This window comes from Pontibacterium sp., from assembly GCF_041587635.1.
In the GTDB taxonomy this organism is placed as follows: domain Bacteria; phylum Pseudomonadota; class Gammaproteobacteria; order Pseudomonadales; family Balneatricaceae; genus Pontibacterium.
Window position 1 is genome coordinate 1 of record NZ_JBFGYC010000035.1, and the last position, 15198, is coordinate 15198.

The window sequence follows — 15198 nt, forward strand, 5'->3', positions numbered from 1 at the left end:
CCTCGGGATCGCCCGCGATGACCAGGAAGCTGTAGTCGGCGAAGGAGCGCGCATCTTCGGCGAGGATAGCTTCGGTCAAGGACTGATCGACAATCCGCACGAGCTCCTCCGCCGTCAGCTGGTGGCGGCGAAACGTATCGAGCTCGAGCTGGCTGAACGCTTGCTAGCCGAAGGGGCCGACGAAATTCTTAAGGCCGTCTACAGCGACAGCAATGACTGAAGCGTCCCTCCCTACGACACTGGCAGGTAAACGGGTTCTAGTCACCCGCCCTGCCCACCAGTCCGCGGAGCAGATCGCCCAGCTAAAACAGCTGGGCGTCGACGTGGTCACACTGCCCGTGCTCGAAATTAAGCCCTTCTCGCCCCCTGCGACCGAATACCATTTGGCAAAAAGTCGCATTTTGGACCTCGATTTATATCAACACGTGATATTTATCAGCGCCAACGCTGCCCGAATTGGTGCAGAATTGATCGACGACTACTGGCCGCAACTACCTATAAAGGTATGCTGGCTGGCGATTGGCAAGAAAACAGCCGCCACACTGGCGAACTATGGTATAGATGCTGAATCCAGCACATTGGGGTACGATTCAGAAGCCCTGCTGGAATCATCTGCACTGCAAGACGTTAGTGACAGTCGAATTTTGATTATCCGAGGCCAGGGCGGCCGGGAAAAACTGGCAGAGACACTGCGCGAACGGGGTGCTCAGGTCGAGTACGCTGACCTTTATCAGCGGGTAAGACCTGTATACAACGACACCCTGATAGAAGAAACTTTGTACCAACAGCGGCCCGATGCGCTATTGGTCACCAGCAGTGAAGGGTTAAATAACCTTTTACTGCTCGCCCACGGCAATCAGCGACAGTACGATCCATCCACACTGTTTAGCTGTCAGCTGGTTGTACCGAGTGAGCGTGTTGCACAGCAAGCACAGCTTGCCGGTTTTAAAAGGATTACGACAGCTGCAGGAGCCGATGATCTGGCAATGATCACCGCCCTGCTGCCTGCAACCGATGCGGAAAGCGACAAATGAGTGAAAAAGATAAAAAACAGCAGAAAAATAACACCCCTGACAACGATGTTATTGAAGGTGAACTGGTGAAAGACTCAGACAAAGAGGCTGAAAAATCAGCCGATACTTCTGCTCCGGAGACTCAGGAAGCAGAACAAAACAGTGCTGACGAGCAGACTGAAGCCGTTTCTGATAACTCAGCTGACACAGACGCCCCGGCAGCAAAAGCAACGGAAGAGAAAAAGCCGGGTGCAACCTGGCCGGGCAAAGTAGCCCTGATCCTGTCTGTTGCAGCGCTGGGCGCATCCGGCTATCTGTACTGGCTGACATTGCAGCAGACCCAGAGCAATGAGATGCTGCGTAGCAGCCTTGCTCAGGATGTGCAGAACAACCTGACCAGCAGCAATAACGAAACCAACCGTTCAATTGCCGACTTGGGCCGCCGCCTTGATGACGTGCGCACTCAGGCAGCCGCAGATAAAATTGGCGTTGAAGAATTGCAACTGCGTCTAACCCGCAGCATGCAACAGATCAACGCTAAGCAACAGGATAACAGCACTGAATGGTTACTGGCCGAAGTAGAATACCTGCTGCGCCTGGCAAACCAACGCGTACTGATGGAAAAGACCGCTGACGGCGCGCTTACGCTGCTGAAATCAGCAGATAAAATTCTGTCTGAAACCGACGACGTGACTATCTATGAAGTCCGCAAAGCGCTGGCAACGGACATCGCGGCACTGGAAGCCGTGCCTCAGGTTGATACCGAAGGGGTCTTCCTGAAACTGGGCGCGATGAACGATCAGGTCGAAAAGCTGCGTTTGATCCCTCTGGCGGAAAAACGTGAACTGCCTGACCTGCTGAAAGAGATTACTCCGGATAGCGTCAGCGAAAGCTGGGCCAGCGGCATGAAAGCCAACTGGAACAGCGCAATGGACAAGCTGGGTTCATTGGTTGTTATCCAGCAGCGCGATGGCAAGATTGAGCCTCTGCTGTCACCAAAAGAGACCTTCTACCTGAAGCAGAATCTGCACCTGATGCTTGAACAGGCACAGATGGCCCTGCTGCAACGTGAGCAAGGTGCCTATGACAACAGCCTGACCAAAGCACAAGCTTGGGCCGCTGAATATTTCGACAAGAAAGATGCCGCCACCCAGGCAATCGTTCGTGGGCTGGAAGACCTGAAACCTGTACAGGTATCTCCGGAAGTACCGGATATCTCCGGCTCCCTGCGTGAACTGAAAGACTATCTAAAACGCATGACCAAGCTGAAGGAAGAGGGGGCTAAGTAATGAAAAAGCTCTTTATTCTACTGCTGGTCGTACTGGCCGCCGGCACCTGGGTGGGTCAGTTAATGGTTCAGGATCCGGGGTACGTCCTGATTGCGTTTAACGAAACCACAGTCGAAACCAGCCTCTGGGTCATGCTGGTGATCGGCGTATTGGGTTTCCTGCTGGCGCATTGGTTGCTGAACATCCTGACCAACGCCATGATGCCGGTTCATCGCCTGCGTAGCTGGCGTGATCGTCGCAACCATAATGTCTCTCAGCGTAAGACACTGAAAGGCCTGATGGCTTTGTCCGAAGGCAACTGGGTTCGCGCTCAACGCCAGCTGGGACAAGCCGCTGAACGTTCTGAACTGCCACTGATTAACTATCTGGCTGCTGCTCGCGCGGCACACGAACAAGGTGACGAAAAAGCCGCCGATGAGCTGCTGCAGAAAGCACGCACCAGCACACCTCAGGCTGAAGTTGCAGTGGGCATTGCTCAGGCTCAGATCCAACTGGCACGCGGTCAGCTGGAACCTTGTCTGGCCAATCTACTGAAGCTACGTAAGCTGGCGCCGAAAAACACCTATGTGATGCGCCTGCTGAAAGACGTCTATGCCAACCTTCAGGATTGGGATGCGATTGCTAAGTTGCTGCCGGAACTGAAAAAGTCTCAGGCCGTTCGCGACGACGCTCTGGTAGAGCTGGAACGCCAGACCTACATGAACCTGCTGAACCACAGCCTGGAACAGCTGCCGGTAGAAACCGACAATGCCAGCCGTCATAGCGTACTCGATAAAGCATGGCAGAAACTGCCACGCAACCTGAGTGGCGAACCGGATCTGGTCCGTCGCTATATTGAACTTCTGATCTCCATCAGCGCCGAGCCTAAAGCTGAACAGGTACTCCGTGAGATGATCAGCAAGCAATGGAGCGAACAGCTGGTTAACCTGTATGGCCGCATCATGGGCCAGGATCTGAAGAAGCAGATGAGCCATGCGCAAGGTTGGCTGAAACATCACCCTGACAGCGCAGACTTGTTGCTGACACTGGGACGTCTCTCACTGCGCAATCAGGTTTGGGGGCAGGCACTGGGCTACTTCGAGCAGAGCTTCTCTATTCAGCCTAGCCAGGAAACACTGGCAGAGCTGAGCCGCCTGCTGCGCCACTTAGGTGAAGCCGACAGAGCACAAGATCTGATGCAGCAGAACCTGTCAGTCGTTGCCAACGACCTGCCAGAACTGCCGCAACCGGAAGCAGAAAAAGCCTGATCAGGCACCTTCTAATAAAAAGGCCGATAGGGAAACCTGTCGGCCTTTTTTGTGCTCATTGTTGTCAGCGGTGCTGGGTATCACTACCTAAATCGCACTCATTCATCTGTAGGGTAGCCTTCAGGCTGCCGGTAGCCTGAATGGCTACCCTACAAACAGCATCACTTTCGCAGGATCGAACCGCACAACAGACTTGATCACCACCCACAAAAAAGCCCCCGTTAGGAGGCTCTTTCGAACTAGGCAGACAAAACCAAATCAACCACGCGGCGCGTAAGCAAACACGTCAGAGTGCATCTGCTTTTCATTAAAGCCACGGGTTTCTGCTGCATCCAGCAACGCATAGACCATGGCCGGGGAGCCGCTGGCAAAAATCTCGACACCGCTCAGATCAGAAAAGTCTTCCAGTACCGCTTCGGGCAACAAACCTGTGCGACCTTTCCAGTTCGGGCTATTTTCCGGCTCACTCACAACCGGCACGAACGTCAGGTTAGCGTGCTCCGCTTCCCATTGCTGAGGCAAGCGTTCCAGATACATATCTTCTTCGATACGCGCGCCCCAATAGATGGTGATCGGGTTAGGTACCTGATTCGCCAACAGGTGCTCAACTACGCTCTTCACCTGGGCAAAACCCGTGCTCGCCGCACCAAAGATAAAATGGGTTTCAGGATTCAGCGCTTTGGCCTGCAAGAAGCAATCACCTTTTGGCAACTCCAGCTCGACAGTACTCTCAGACTTCAGATGATCCATGATGGCATTCGACATATCGCTATCCGGGATATGTCGAATATGCAGCTCCAGATCACGCCCTTGTTCCGGTGCACTACCAATAGAGAATGAGGCCTGCTTGCCGTCTGGCAACACCACATCCAGATACTGACCGGCGTTAAATTCAATAGCCAGACTGCCTGTTGCCGGCAGCTGCAAACGAACCCGATACACATCGTGGTTCAGGGATTCGATCCCTTTAATGTCACAAACCAGTTTTTTCACCGATTGTTCTCCGGGGGCTATCAGCCCTTCAATATTCACCCAAACATCAGTCAACGGGGTCGCGGTACACGCCAACACCCTGACATTTTCTGCAGCGTTATTATTGTTGTAGGTTGCACAGGGATAACGTTGCTTAACAGTGCCTCGTTGCAACCCTATTTCACAGATCTCGCACACCCCGTTCCGACAGCTTTTCCGCATCCGGTACCCGGCACCTTCCAGTGCATCGAGCAGGCTCTCTCCTGCCCGGACGGGCACCGGCTGCGGTTCGTCATTCAGGTGCAGCAGAAATACTGTGTCACTCACTAGAGAATATCCAGCTCGTCCCAAATGTCGTCAACCCGCTGCTTGATTGCGTCATCCATTTTGATCGGTTCACCCCACTCACGGGTGGTTTCCCCTTCCCACTTGTTGGTTGCGTCCATCCCCATCTTCGATCCCAAACCCGATACCGGAGATGCAAAGTCGAGGTAATCGATCGGCGTATTGTCGATCATCACGGTATCCCGCTGTGGGTCCATGCGAGTGGTGATCGCCCAGATGACATCATTCCAGTCACGGGCATTTACATCGTCGTCACACACAATCACAAACTTGGTGTACATAAACTGACGTAGAAAAGACCAGACCCCCAGCATCACACGTTTCGCGTGACCCGGGTACTGCTTCTTCATCGTCACCACGGCCATTCGGTAGGAGCACCCTTCCGGTGGCAAGTAGAAATCAACGATCTCCGGGAACTGCTTTTGCAGAATCGGCACAAACACTTCGTTCAGAGCCACACCCAGAATGGCCGGCTCATCCGGCGGACGGCCCGTATAGGTACTGTGGTAGATTGGGCGATCACGGTGAGTGATACGTTCGACCGTAAAGACCGGGAAGCTATCCACTTCGTTGTAATAACCAGTATGGTCGCCAAACGGACCTTCGTCTGCCATCTCGTCAGGATCAATATATCCCTCAAGGATAAATTCTGCGCTGGCAGGCACCTGCAGATCACTGCCCAGACACTGCACAACTTCAGTTTTACCACCGCGTAGGAGACCCGCAAAGGCGTATTCTGATAGCGTGTCCGGTACCGGAGTCACCGCGCCCAAAATCGTGGCCGGGTCTGCCCCCAATGCCACAGCAACAGGAAAAGGCTTACCGGGATGTTCTTTTTTCCATTCACGGAAATCCAGAGCTCCGCCACGATGGGCCAACCACCGCATGATCAGCTTATTTTTGCCGATCAGCTGCTGCCGGTAGATACCGAGATTCTGACGCTCTTTATTCGGACCGCGAGTAATCACCAGTGGCCAGGTCACCAGCGGACCAGCATCGCCCGGCCAACAGGTCTGGATCGGCAGCTTATTCAGGTCAACATCGTCGCCTTCGACCACATGCGCCTGACAAGGAGCCTTCTTCACCACCTTCGGCCCCATGTTGAGCACCTGCTTAAAAACCGGCAACTTCTCCCAGGCATCTTTCATACCTTTTGGAGGTTCAGGTTCCTTAAGCTGGGCCAACACTTCACCCACACCACGTAACGCGTGAACGGTCTCTTCACCCATTCCCATTGCAACGCGCTCGGGCGTACCAAACAGGTTGGCCAGTACCGGGTAGTCATAACCTTTGGGATTTTCGAACAGCAGGGCAGGACCGCCAGCACGCAGGGTGCGATCAGCGATTTCAGTCATTTCGAGATTAGGATCAATCTCTTGCTTGATACGTTTCAGCTCACCACGTGCTTCCAGCATCTGGATAAAGTCACGCAGATCTTTGTATTTGGGTGTCGCCATGCAAATAACCAATCTAACAGCCATAAAAAAGGGCAAGCAAATGCTTACCCTTTCATACGGAAATCGTCTTACTTCCGCTTCATCGACAGGAAGAACTCGTCGTTGGTTTTGAAGTCTTTCAACTTATCGAGTACAAACTCAATCGCCGCGGAATCTTCCATCGGATCCAGCAGCTTACGCAGAATCCACATACGCTGCAGTTCATCTTCGGTGGTCAACAGGTCTTCACGACGGGTACCGGAGCGACGAATATTGATCGCTGGGTATACGCGTTTCTCTGCAACTTTGCGGTCCAGATGAACTTCGGAGTTACCGGTACCTTTAAATTCCTCGAAGATAACCTCATCCATCTTAGAACCGGTATCAACCAGTGCTGTCGCGATGATGGTCAGGCTACCGCCCTCTTCGATGTTACGTGCCGCACCGAAGAAGCGCTTAGGACGTTCCAGTGCGTGTGCATCCACACCACCGGTCAGTACTTTACCGGAGGATGGGATTACTGTGTTGTAGGCACGCGCCAGACGGGTGATGGAATCCAGCAGGATCACCACGTCTTTTTTATGCTCTGTCAGACGCTTCGCTTTTTCCAGTACCATCTCAGCAACCTGCACATGGCGTGCTGGCGGCTCATCGAAGGTAGAAGCAACCACTTCACCACGTACTGTACGCTGCATCTCGGTCACCTCCTCCGGGCGCTCATCGATCAGCAGAACAATCAGGTGGGTCTCAGGGTTGTTACGGGTGATGCTGTTAGCAATGTTCTGCAGCATCAGGGTCTTACCGGCTTTTGGCGGGGACACCACCAAAGCACGCTGACCTTTACCCATCGGACAAACCAGATCGATGACACGAGCGGTCAGATCTTCGGTACTGCCGTTACCCATCTCAAGACGTAAACGGTCCTGCGCAAACAATGGCGTCAGGTTTTCGAACAAGATCTTGTTCTTTGCGTTTTCCGGCTTGTCGTAGTTAATCTCGTTAACTTTCAGCAGGGCAAAGTAACGCTCACCTTCTTTGGGTGGACGAATCTTACCGGCAATCGTGTCACCTGTACGCAGGTTGAAACGACGGATCTGGCTTGGGGACACATAGATGTCATCGGGTCCCGCCAGGTAAGAGGAGTCGGCGGAACGCAAAAAGCCGAAGCCATCCTGCAGAATTTCAAGTACACCGTCGCCATAGATATCTTCACCACCTTTAGAGTGGCGTTTCAGGATGGCAAAAATCACATCCTGTTTACGGGAACGGGCAAGATTGTCCATGCCCATGCCTTTGGCGATATCCAGCAGTTCAGGAACGCTTTTTGTTTTCAGTTCAGTAAGATTCATAAGTTAAGGGAGCGCGGCAAAAGGCCTGCTTAAGATGAATGGGTAGGTTTTGGGAAGAATTCGGAATTACTAAATAGAGCTACTACAGTTGCTGCTATTGTGACAGGAACACCGTCAAATCTGAGCGCGACGGGCTGTCTATACAACGACTATAAAAGGTTGTTTCTACGCTGTCTATAGCGGAGAGGAGAAAATGTGGTACTGGAACCGTCGGATACGAAATTATTCTCAGGTTACTGTCAGCGACCACATTTTCAGACCTGGAATTACAGGTTCGCTTCGATGAATGCTGCCAGCTGGGACTTAGACAGTGCGCCAACCTTAGTTGCTTCAACGTTACCACCCTTGAACAACATCAGGGTTGGGATACCACGGATACCGAATTTCGGTGGCGTGTCGTTGTTTTCATCGATATTCAGCTTACACACTTTCAGCTGACCTTCGTATTCCTTGGCGATCTCTTCCAGCACAGGGGCAATCATTTTGCATGGACCGCACCACTCCGCCCAGTAATCAACCAGTACCGCGCCCTCAGCTTTCAGGACATCCTCTTCAAAAGAGGCATCGGTAACGTTTACGATGTTCTCGCTCATGGGATACTTTCTCCAATGTACCTGGTGCTTGAATAATAAGACGCCCGATAATAACACCGTCGGTCCTTATTTGGTAACCGACTTCCACCATCGCTGCACCCATTGATCCGCCTCATTGCGGCACGATGCCAGACTTATTTCTTATATCAGTATAACTTCGCCAGCAGGACGATACATGTTCTGTAATGTCTCTTCTGGTAACCTTAGACCTATCTGTGCCTTCAACCCATAGGGCACTGGCTTTCAAGCGATATAGATTTCGAGGCGTTTTTAGCATGTCCCAGCAGGATGTAGGCAGCGACAACAATCAGGATTCCACCCTCCTTGCCGCTATTGACCTAGGCTCCAACAGTTTCCACATGATGCTCGCCCGCCTGACTCAAGGCGAACTCAAGCCCATCGACGTGATGTCCGAGAAAGTGCAACTGGCAGCGGGTCTGGATGCAAACAAAGAACTGACCGAAGCCGCACAAGAGCGAGGGCTCGACTGCCTGAGCCGATTTGCACAACGCATTGTCTCTCTGCCCCGCAGTGCCGTGCGTATCGTTGGAACCAACGCGCTGCGCGAAGCCAAAAACGCCGCCATCTTTATGGAAAAAGCCGAGAAAATTCTCGGTACGCCACTGGAAATTATCGCCGGCAGGGAAGAAGCCCGCTTGATCTATCTGGGTGTCGCTCATACGCTGGCCGATGATCTGGGCAAACGGCTGGTCATCGATATTGGCGGCGGTAGCACAGAGTTCATCATAGGTGAGCGTTTCGAACCACAGGAGCTCGAAAGCCTGCATATGGGATGTGTCAGCTACACCAAGCGCTTCTTTCCCGATGGCATCATTTCTGCTGAGCGCTTTCAGCGGGCGAAAACAGCCGCAATGCAGGAATTACTGTCGATCCGCAATCGCTACCGCGAGCAAGGCTGGAGCAGCTGTGTCGGCTCATCCGGCACTATCAAAGCGGTCCGCAATGCAATAATGAGCGCCGGACTGAGCGACGAATCCATCACCGCACATGCACTCTACAAACTGCAGCAACGATTGCTGGAATTTAACTCGGTTGATGAAATCGATATCGAGTCCATCAAGCCTGAACGCCGTATGGTTCTGCCAGCAGGCATCGCTATTTTGTCAGGCATATTGGAATCGCTGGGTATCGACAAGCTCGATTACTCTACCGGTGCACTACGGGAAGGTTTGCTGTACGACACAATTGGCCGACTGGAACATGAGGATGTACGCGAGCGCACCATCAATGCTCTCGTGACGCGATACCATGTCAACACAGAGCGGGCGAACAAGATCGAGCATACTGCCCTGCTCGGCTGGGCCCAGGTCAAGGATGACTGGGGACTGGAACGTCCGATCTTCCACGACATGCTCAGCTGGGCGTCACGCACACATCAGATTGGCCTGACGATTTCTCACAGCCAGTTCCACAAACACAGTGCCTACTTACTACAAAACTCCGACCTGCCGGGTTTTACCAAACGCGACCAACAACTGGTTGCTTCACTCGCGCGCGGACACCGCCGCAAGTTCCCAAAAGAGGAGTTCAAGAAGCTCCCTAAGTACCTGCAGGAACCTTACCGACGCCTGTGCATTCTATTACGCATTTCCGTACTGCTGCATCGTAGCGAAAGCACAGCCCGCTTACCGGCCATTATCTTCCGCGCCGAGGACAAGCAACTGCGCCTGCGCTTTCCGGAAAGCTGGCTGCAGCACAACCCACTGACGACAGCCGATCTGCAACAAGAAGCAGAGCACCTGAAAGTGATCGACTACCACCTATCAATAGAATAAGCACAGCGTCACGCTGCCCCTGTGTCATTTACACTTCTTACTGGCATAAAAAAACGCCCTCAATTGAGGGCGTTTTTTTGTTGCGGACCGTCAGCGGATTTTACAGCTGAGGGCCTGCAGTAATGATCTCTTCAGATACACCGGAGAACTTCTCGAAGTTGCTGGTGAACTGGCCGATCAGATCTTTAGCCGTCGCGTCGTAAGCACCTTTATCGGCCCAAGTCGCGCGTGGATTCAGCAGTTCAGAATCAACACCTGGTACCGCTGTAGGTACGGTCAGGTTGATACCTTCCAGATGCTCAGTCTCAGCTCCTTTCAGCGCACCGTTCTGGATTGCAGAGATGATGCCGCGAGTCGTTGGAATGCTGAAACGCTCACCTGTACCGAAAGAACCACCGGTCCAACCTGTGTTTACCAGGTAAACCTGAGAACCAAACTCTTCGATACGCTTCATCAACAACTCTGCGTATACAGCAGCAGGACGCGGGAAGAACGGCGCACCAAAACAGGTAGAGAAGGTAGACTTGATACCACCACCGGAACCCATTTCGGTAGAACCTACCAGTGCGGTGTAACCGGACAGGAAGTGGTAAGCAGCCGCTTCTTTAGACAGGATAGACACCGGTGGCAATACGCCAGTCAGGTCACATGTCAGGAATACGATTGCCTGAGGCTCGCCACCCATGTTGGTGTCAGTACGCTTTTCAACGTGCTGCAGAGGGTATGCACAGCGACCGTTCTCAGTCAGAGACGTATCGTCGTAATCAGCGGTACGGCCTTCGTTTAGCGTCACGTTCTCAACGATAGCGCCAAAACGGATTGCGTCCCAGATAATAGGTTCGTTCTTCTGTGACAGGTTGATGGTTTTAGCATAGCAACCACCTTCCAGATTGAAGACAACACCTTTACCCCAACCGTGCTCGTCATCACCGATCAGGTAACGCTCAGGGTCAGCAGACAGTGTGGTTTTACCTGTACCAGACAGACCGAAGAACAACGTTGTGCTCTCATCTTCACCTACGTTTGCTGAACAGTGCATTGGCAGCACGTCTTTTTCAGGCAGCAGGAAGTTCTGTACAGAGAACATCGCTTTCTTCATCTCACCGGCATAACGCATACCCGCCAGCAGGACTTTACGCTTAGCAAAGTTGATGATGACACAGCCTTCGCTGTTAGTACCGTCACGCTCAGGGTCACATTCGAAACCCGCAACGTTCAGGATCTGCCACTCTTCTTTGCTCTTCTGGTTGTATTCCGCAGGGCGGATGAACAGGTTCTGACCGAACAGGTTCTGCCATGCAGTCTGCGTGGTCATTTTAACCGGCAGATAGTGATTAGGATCGGAGCCTACGTGAACATTAGCGACAAACGATTCCTTGTCCGCCAGATATTCCTCTACACGCACCCACAGCGCATCAAATTTGTCTGCATCGAAAGGACGGTTTACGTTGCCCCAATCGATAGAGTCAGAAGTGCTTGGCTCTTCAACGATGAAACGGTCCATCGGAGAACGGCCGGTGCGTTTACCGGTTTCTACAACTAAAGCACCGGTATCAGCCAGACGACCTTCGCCGGACTGAATAGCTTTTTCTACGAGCTGAGCCGGGCTCAGGTTGGTGTTTACGGTATTCACAGATTCTTTGGTCATTACTGGGTTCCCTTGGCGTAGGCGCCAATAACGTTACCTGATAAGCAATTAGACGTTCCGTACCTAGTAGGCACAGTTTATTGTCATAGTTATATAAAAAAGGAGGCGTATTATTGCACAAAAAGTAACAACAACGCCATTTCAAAAACGATTCCCATTCAGGGTTCGCTAATTATTTGACCCCGGTTGGTTTTTTCCGCTCAATGCACGGAATCCGAGCCCGGGGCGGACGCTGTATCTGAAAACATCAGCTCCAGATCAGCCTGATCAAAGTGGTACTGCTCGCTACAGAACTGACAAGCAACGTCAATATTTCCCTGCTCATCAAGAATGCCCTGCAACTCCTCTTTGGTCATGAATTTCAGCGTATTTAAGCTGCGATCCCGCGAGCAGTCGCAGCGGAACTGTACCGGGTCGGCCTCGTACAAACGACACTGTTCTTCATGGAACAAACGGTAGAGCAAGGTGTTGTTGTCCAGTGTCAGCAGTTCTTCGTCTTTCAACGTAGAAGCCAGATGGCTGATGCGGGTCCAGTCCTCTTCACCGGTGCCGTCTGCTGGCAGCACCTGCAGGAAGAATCCTGCCGCATGGGTATCATCCGCCACAAAATGCATCTGGGTAGGTAGCTGCTCTGACTGTCCGAAGTAACCTTCAAGACAAGCTGCCAGCGTCTCACCCTCCAACGGCACCACACCCTGGTAGCGCTGGCCTTGATCAGGATCGATGGTGATCGCCATGCGGCCCTTTTCCAGCAGCTCAATAAAGCTGGCATCATCGGGCAACTCGCCTTCATAACGCGCGATCGCACGCAGGTCATGCTGGTCGTTGCACTCAGCCATAAGCAGCGAGACGTTACCTTCACCCTGGGCTTGCAGGATCAATCGTCCTTTAAACTTCAGGTTGCTACTGAGGACAGTCGCGGCAGCCATCATCTCACCGAGTACACGGCGAATCACTTGCGGGTAGTTATGCTTTTCCAGTGCTTTTTGGTAGCTGTCTTCAAGACCTACCAACACACCACGGATATCCAGTTCATCAAACAGGACACGTTGAATTTGATCAGAATTGCTCATTGAGGGGTATTCGTACACGAAGTTGTTTATCTGCCCGCCATATTACCATAAACAGCGGCGAACGTGCGCTATCTGCTCAGGCTGGCTGATCTTTAAAGCCGCGAATCTGACGCCGTTCTTTTTTGTTGGGGCGATGACGCGGGTTCAGGCTGGAGCCCTGCGCTTTACGTTGTGCGGCATTTTCTTCACGTTTAGCCACGCTGGCATCTGTTTCGCGATACAGTTTTTGCGCTTCAGGTGCACCGCGACGCTGATCGGAGATCGCTTCAACGATGACAACTTTTTCATCAAAACCCTGACGGATCTCAATCTTGGCACCCAGTTCCACGTGACGACTGCATTTTGTGCGCTGACCGTTGTAGTGAACCTTACCCCCGTCGATCATCTGTTTGGCAATCGCGCGCGTTCGGTAGAAACGTGCAGCCCACAGCCATTTATCCAGACGGACTTTAACATCCTGCGATGCATTTTTATGTTCACTCATGAATCGGACTTCTTCGGCATTATTTCATCAAAATGGTCGATCGCACGAAACTCATCTATCTCCCGTCGCGGCGCCTGACTGTCCGGCTGAACAATCGACAGTAGATAGCGAATACCGTATTCCTGCGCTGAGCGCAGCACCGGCAGACTATCATCCACCAGCAATGTACGGCTCGGATCAAACGGCTCGACTTCCTTCAGTTTATCCCAGAAACGCACATCTTCTTTGGGTAACTGAAAGTCATGGGAGCAGATCACGTCATCCACCAGCGTATGGATATCGGTGTACTCTTTCTTCAGGTTTAGACTGCCGTAATGGGCATTGGTGACAATCACTGTGCGAATTTTTTCCTGTTGCAAACGCGCCAGAAAATCTTTCACGTGCGGTCGGAACGCGATCCGGTCGGCAACTTCACGCTTCAATTCAGGGACATCAATCCCCAGCTCACGGCTCCAGAAATCCAGACAGTACCAATTTAGTGTGCCCTGCTCCTGTATGATACGCTGGTGTAACCACTCCCGCGCCTCACCCGGTTCCATGGCGTGGATCTGCGCATACCGCAGCGGCAGAAACTCCAGCCAAAAGTGGGAGTCAAAATGCAGATCAAGCAAAGTGCCGTCCATATCTAGCAGGACAGTATCGATTTGGGACCAGTCAATCATGGACGTTTCGCGTTAGGAAATTAGCTATTAAGAGTGCTTACAGTATGCCCGCTAAACCGGAGATTTTGAAGGTCACCCCAACCGCCAGCAGCCGCCTGTTCCAGGTGGAGGAACTTAGCCTGCGTTTTTCTAATGGCGCAGAACGTGTTTATGAACGCCTCGCAACCCGCGGAAACGGTGCTGTGATGATTGTACCTATCACCGCCGAGGGCAACGTCCTGCTGATCCGGGAGTACGCAGCCGGTCTTGAGGATTACACCCTGACTCTGCCCAAGGGTTTGATTGATCCGGGCGAATCCGCCCATCAGGCTGCCGACCGGGAGCTCAAGGAGGAAGCCGGTTTTGGGGCCGAAAGCCTGCACAGCTTGAAGGTCATGACCTCGGCACCCAACTATATGGGCCACAGTATCAATGTGGTGATCGCACGTGATCTTTACCCCTGCCGCTTAGAGGGTGATGAACCGGAAGAACTGGAAGTGATCAGCTGGCCACTGACGGACCTCGATAATCTGGTGCTACAAGAGGAGTTCAGCGAAGGCCGCGCCATCGCCGCGCTCTACATGACCCGCACTTTTTTACAAAACGGGCTGTAAACCTATGGATGTTGATCTGTTTATTCCTGATCTGCGCAAGATCTGTCTGGATGCAGGCGATGCGATCATGGATGTCTACCAGCGTGATGACTTTGATATTCAGGCCAAAGGGGACGATTCACCCGTCACCGCCGCTGATCTCGCTGCCCACCAGATCATCGAGCAGGGCCTGAGCCAGCTCAATCCAACCATTCCTCAACTGAGTGAAGAAGCGGACGATATCAGTTTCAGTACCCGTCAGCACTGGGATCTATTCTGGTGTATTGACCCACTGGACGGCACCAAAGAGTTTATTCGTCGCAACGACGAGTTCACCGTCAACATTGCGCTGATCCAGTCCGGGCAACCAATTCTGGGCATTATTCATCTGCCAACCACCAAAGAAACCTGGTGGGGAGGCCCGCGTATCGGTGCCTGGAAGCAAGAGATAAGCGGCAACGTACGTGCCATTCAAAGCCGGTCGCTGGGTGATACATTGGTTGTTACGGCCAGCCGTCGCCATGGTCAGGAACAGAATGACCGCCTGCTGCTAAAACTCGCCTCCCGGTTCAACAACGTCGAAAGCCTGGCGAGCGGCAGTTCACTGAAAATGTGTCTGATTGCAGAAGGTAAGGCCGATCTCTATCCCCGCCTGTTTCCAACATCAGAGTGGGATACGGCAGCAGCACAAGCCATCGTAGAGGCGGCGGGAGGGAAAC

14 protein-coding genes and 1 pseudogene are annotated in these 15198 nt (G+C 52.6%); 7 read left to right on the plus strand and 8 right to left on the minus strand.

Going from position 1 to position 15198, the window contains the following annotated elements:
• From ABYW01_RS03610 to ABYW01_RS03625, 4 genes and pseudogenes are all read left to right on the plus strand, one after another.
• A pseudogene (locus ABYW01_RS03610) lies at positions 1-220 on the plus strand (hypothetical protein); the annotation flags it as partial.
• A complete protein-coding gene (locus tag ABYW01_RS03615) occupies positions 213-1034 on the plus strand; it encodes a uroporphyrinogen-III synthase (protein WP_372831168.1) in 822 nt (273 codons plus the stop codon). The pseudogene ABYW01_RS03610 and the gene ABYW01_RS03615, both read left to right, overlap by 8 nt.
• Positions 1031-2302: a uroporphyrinogen-III C-methyltransferase gene (locus ABYW01_RS03620; RefSeq protein ID WP_372831169.1), complete on the plus strand. Its 1272-nt coding sequence runs from the start codon at positions 1031-1033 to the stop codon at positions 2300-2302. The genes ABYW01_RS03615 and ABYW01_RS03620 overlap by 4 nt, the downstream gene beginning before the upstream one ends.
• Positions 2302-3549, plus strand: a complete 1248-nt coding sequence (locus ABYW01_RS03625; protein ID WP_372831170.1) for a heme biosynthesis HemY N-terminal domain-containing protein — start codon at positions 2302-2304, stop codon at positions 3547-3549. The genes ABYW01_RS03620 and ABYW01_RS03625 overlap by 1 nt, the downstream gene beginning before the upstream one ends.
• 258 nt (positions 3550-3807) lie before the next feature.
• Here ABYW01_RS03625 and ABYW01_RS03630 read toward each other — a convergent pair whose 3' ends face one another.
• The 4 genes from ABYW01_RS03630 to trxA form a co-directional block, all read right to left on the minus strand.
• Positions 3808-4848: a 2Fe-2S iron-sulfur cluster-binding protein gene (locus tag ABYW01_RS03630; RefSeq protein WP_372831171.1), complete on the minus strand. Its 1041-nt coding sequence runs from the start codon at positions 4846-4848 to the stop codon at positions 3808-3810.
• Positions 4848-6323: a 4-hydroxy-3-polyprenylbenzoate decarboxylase gene (ubiD, locus tag ABYW01_RS03635; RefSeq protein ID WP_193952443.1), complete on the minus strand. Its 1476-nt coding sequence runs from the start codon at positions 6321-6323 to the stop codon at positions 4848-4850. The genes ABYW01_RS03630 and ubiD overlap by 1 nt, the downstream gene beginning before the upstream one ends.
• A gap of 68 nt (positions 6324-6391) precedes the next feature.
• The gene (rho, locus tag ABYW01_RS03640; RefSeq protein WP_193952442.1) at positions 6392-7651 is read right to left on the minus strand and encodes a transcription termination factor Rho; all 1260 of its coding nucleotides are present in this window, start codon (positions 7649-7651) and stop codon (positions 6392-6394) included.
• 266 nt (positions 7652-7917) lie between these two features.
• Positions 7918-8244, minus strand: a complete 327-nt coding sequence (gene trxA / locus ABYW01_RS03645) for a thioredoxin TrxA (RefSeq protein WP_193952441.1) — start codon at positions 8242-8244, stop codon at positions 7918-7920.
• Positions 8245-8519: 275 nt separating this feature from the next.
• Between trxA and ppx the strand changes: the two genes are divergently transcribed.
• On the plus strand, positions 8520-10040 hold the full coding sequence (gene ppx, locus ABYW01_RS03650; RefSeq protein WP_372831172.1) for an exopolyphosphatase: 1521 nt from the start codon (positions 8520-8522) through the stop codon (positions 10038-10040).
• 100 nt (positions 10041-10140) lie between these two features.
• On the opposite strand, the gene ABYW01_RS03655 is transcribed toward ppx, so the two are convergent.
• The 4 genes from ABYW01_RS03655 to yrfG all read right to left on the minus strand — a co-directional run bounded on the left by ABYW01_RS03655 (position 10141) and on the right by yrfG (position 13907).
• Positions 10141-11688 (minus strand): phosphoenolpyruvate carboxykinase, encoded by a 1548-nt coding sequence (locus tag ABYW01_RS03655; protein WP_372831173.1) that lies wholly within the window; start codon positions 11686-11688, stop codon positions 10141-10143.
• Between the two features lie 200 nt (positions 11689-11888).
• Positions 11889-12761, minus strand: a complete 873-nt coding sequence (gene hslO / locus ABYW01_RS03660; RefSeq protein WP_372831174.1) for an Hsp33 family molecular chaperone HslO — start codon at positions 12759-12761, stop codon at positions 11889-11891.
• Between the two features lie 76 nt (positions 12762-12837).
• A complete protein-coding gene (gene hslR / locus ABYW01_RS03665; protein ID WP_372831175.1) occupies positions 12838-13245 on the minus strand; it encodes a ribosome-associated heat shock protein Hsp15 in 408 nt (135 codons plus the stop codon).
• The gene (gene yrfG / locus ABYW01_RS03670; RefSeq protein WP_372831176.1) at positions 13242-13907 is read right to left on the minus strand and encodes a GMP/IMP nucleotidase; all 666 of its coding nucleotides are present in this window, start codon (positions 13905-13907) and stop codon (positions 13242-13244) included. The genes hslR and yrfG overlap by 4 nt, the downstream gene beginning before the upstream one ends.
• Positions 13908-13951: 44 nt before the next feature.
• Between yrfG and nudE the strand changes: the two genes are divergently transcribed.
• Positions 13952-14500, plus strand: a complete 549-nt coding sequence (gene nudE, locus ABYW01_RS03675) for an ADP compounds hydrolase NudE (RefSeq protein WP_372831177.1) — start codon at positions 13952-13954, stop codon at positions 14498-14500.
• A 4-nt stretch (positions 14501-14504) separates the two neighbouring features.
• The coding region (gene cysQ / locus ABYW01_RS03680) for a 3'(2'),5'-bisphosphate nucleotidase CysQ (protein WP_372831178.1) at positions 14505-15198 on the plus strand (694 nt) is incomplete at its 3' end.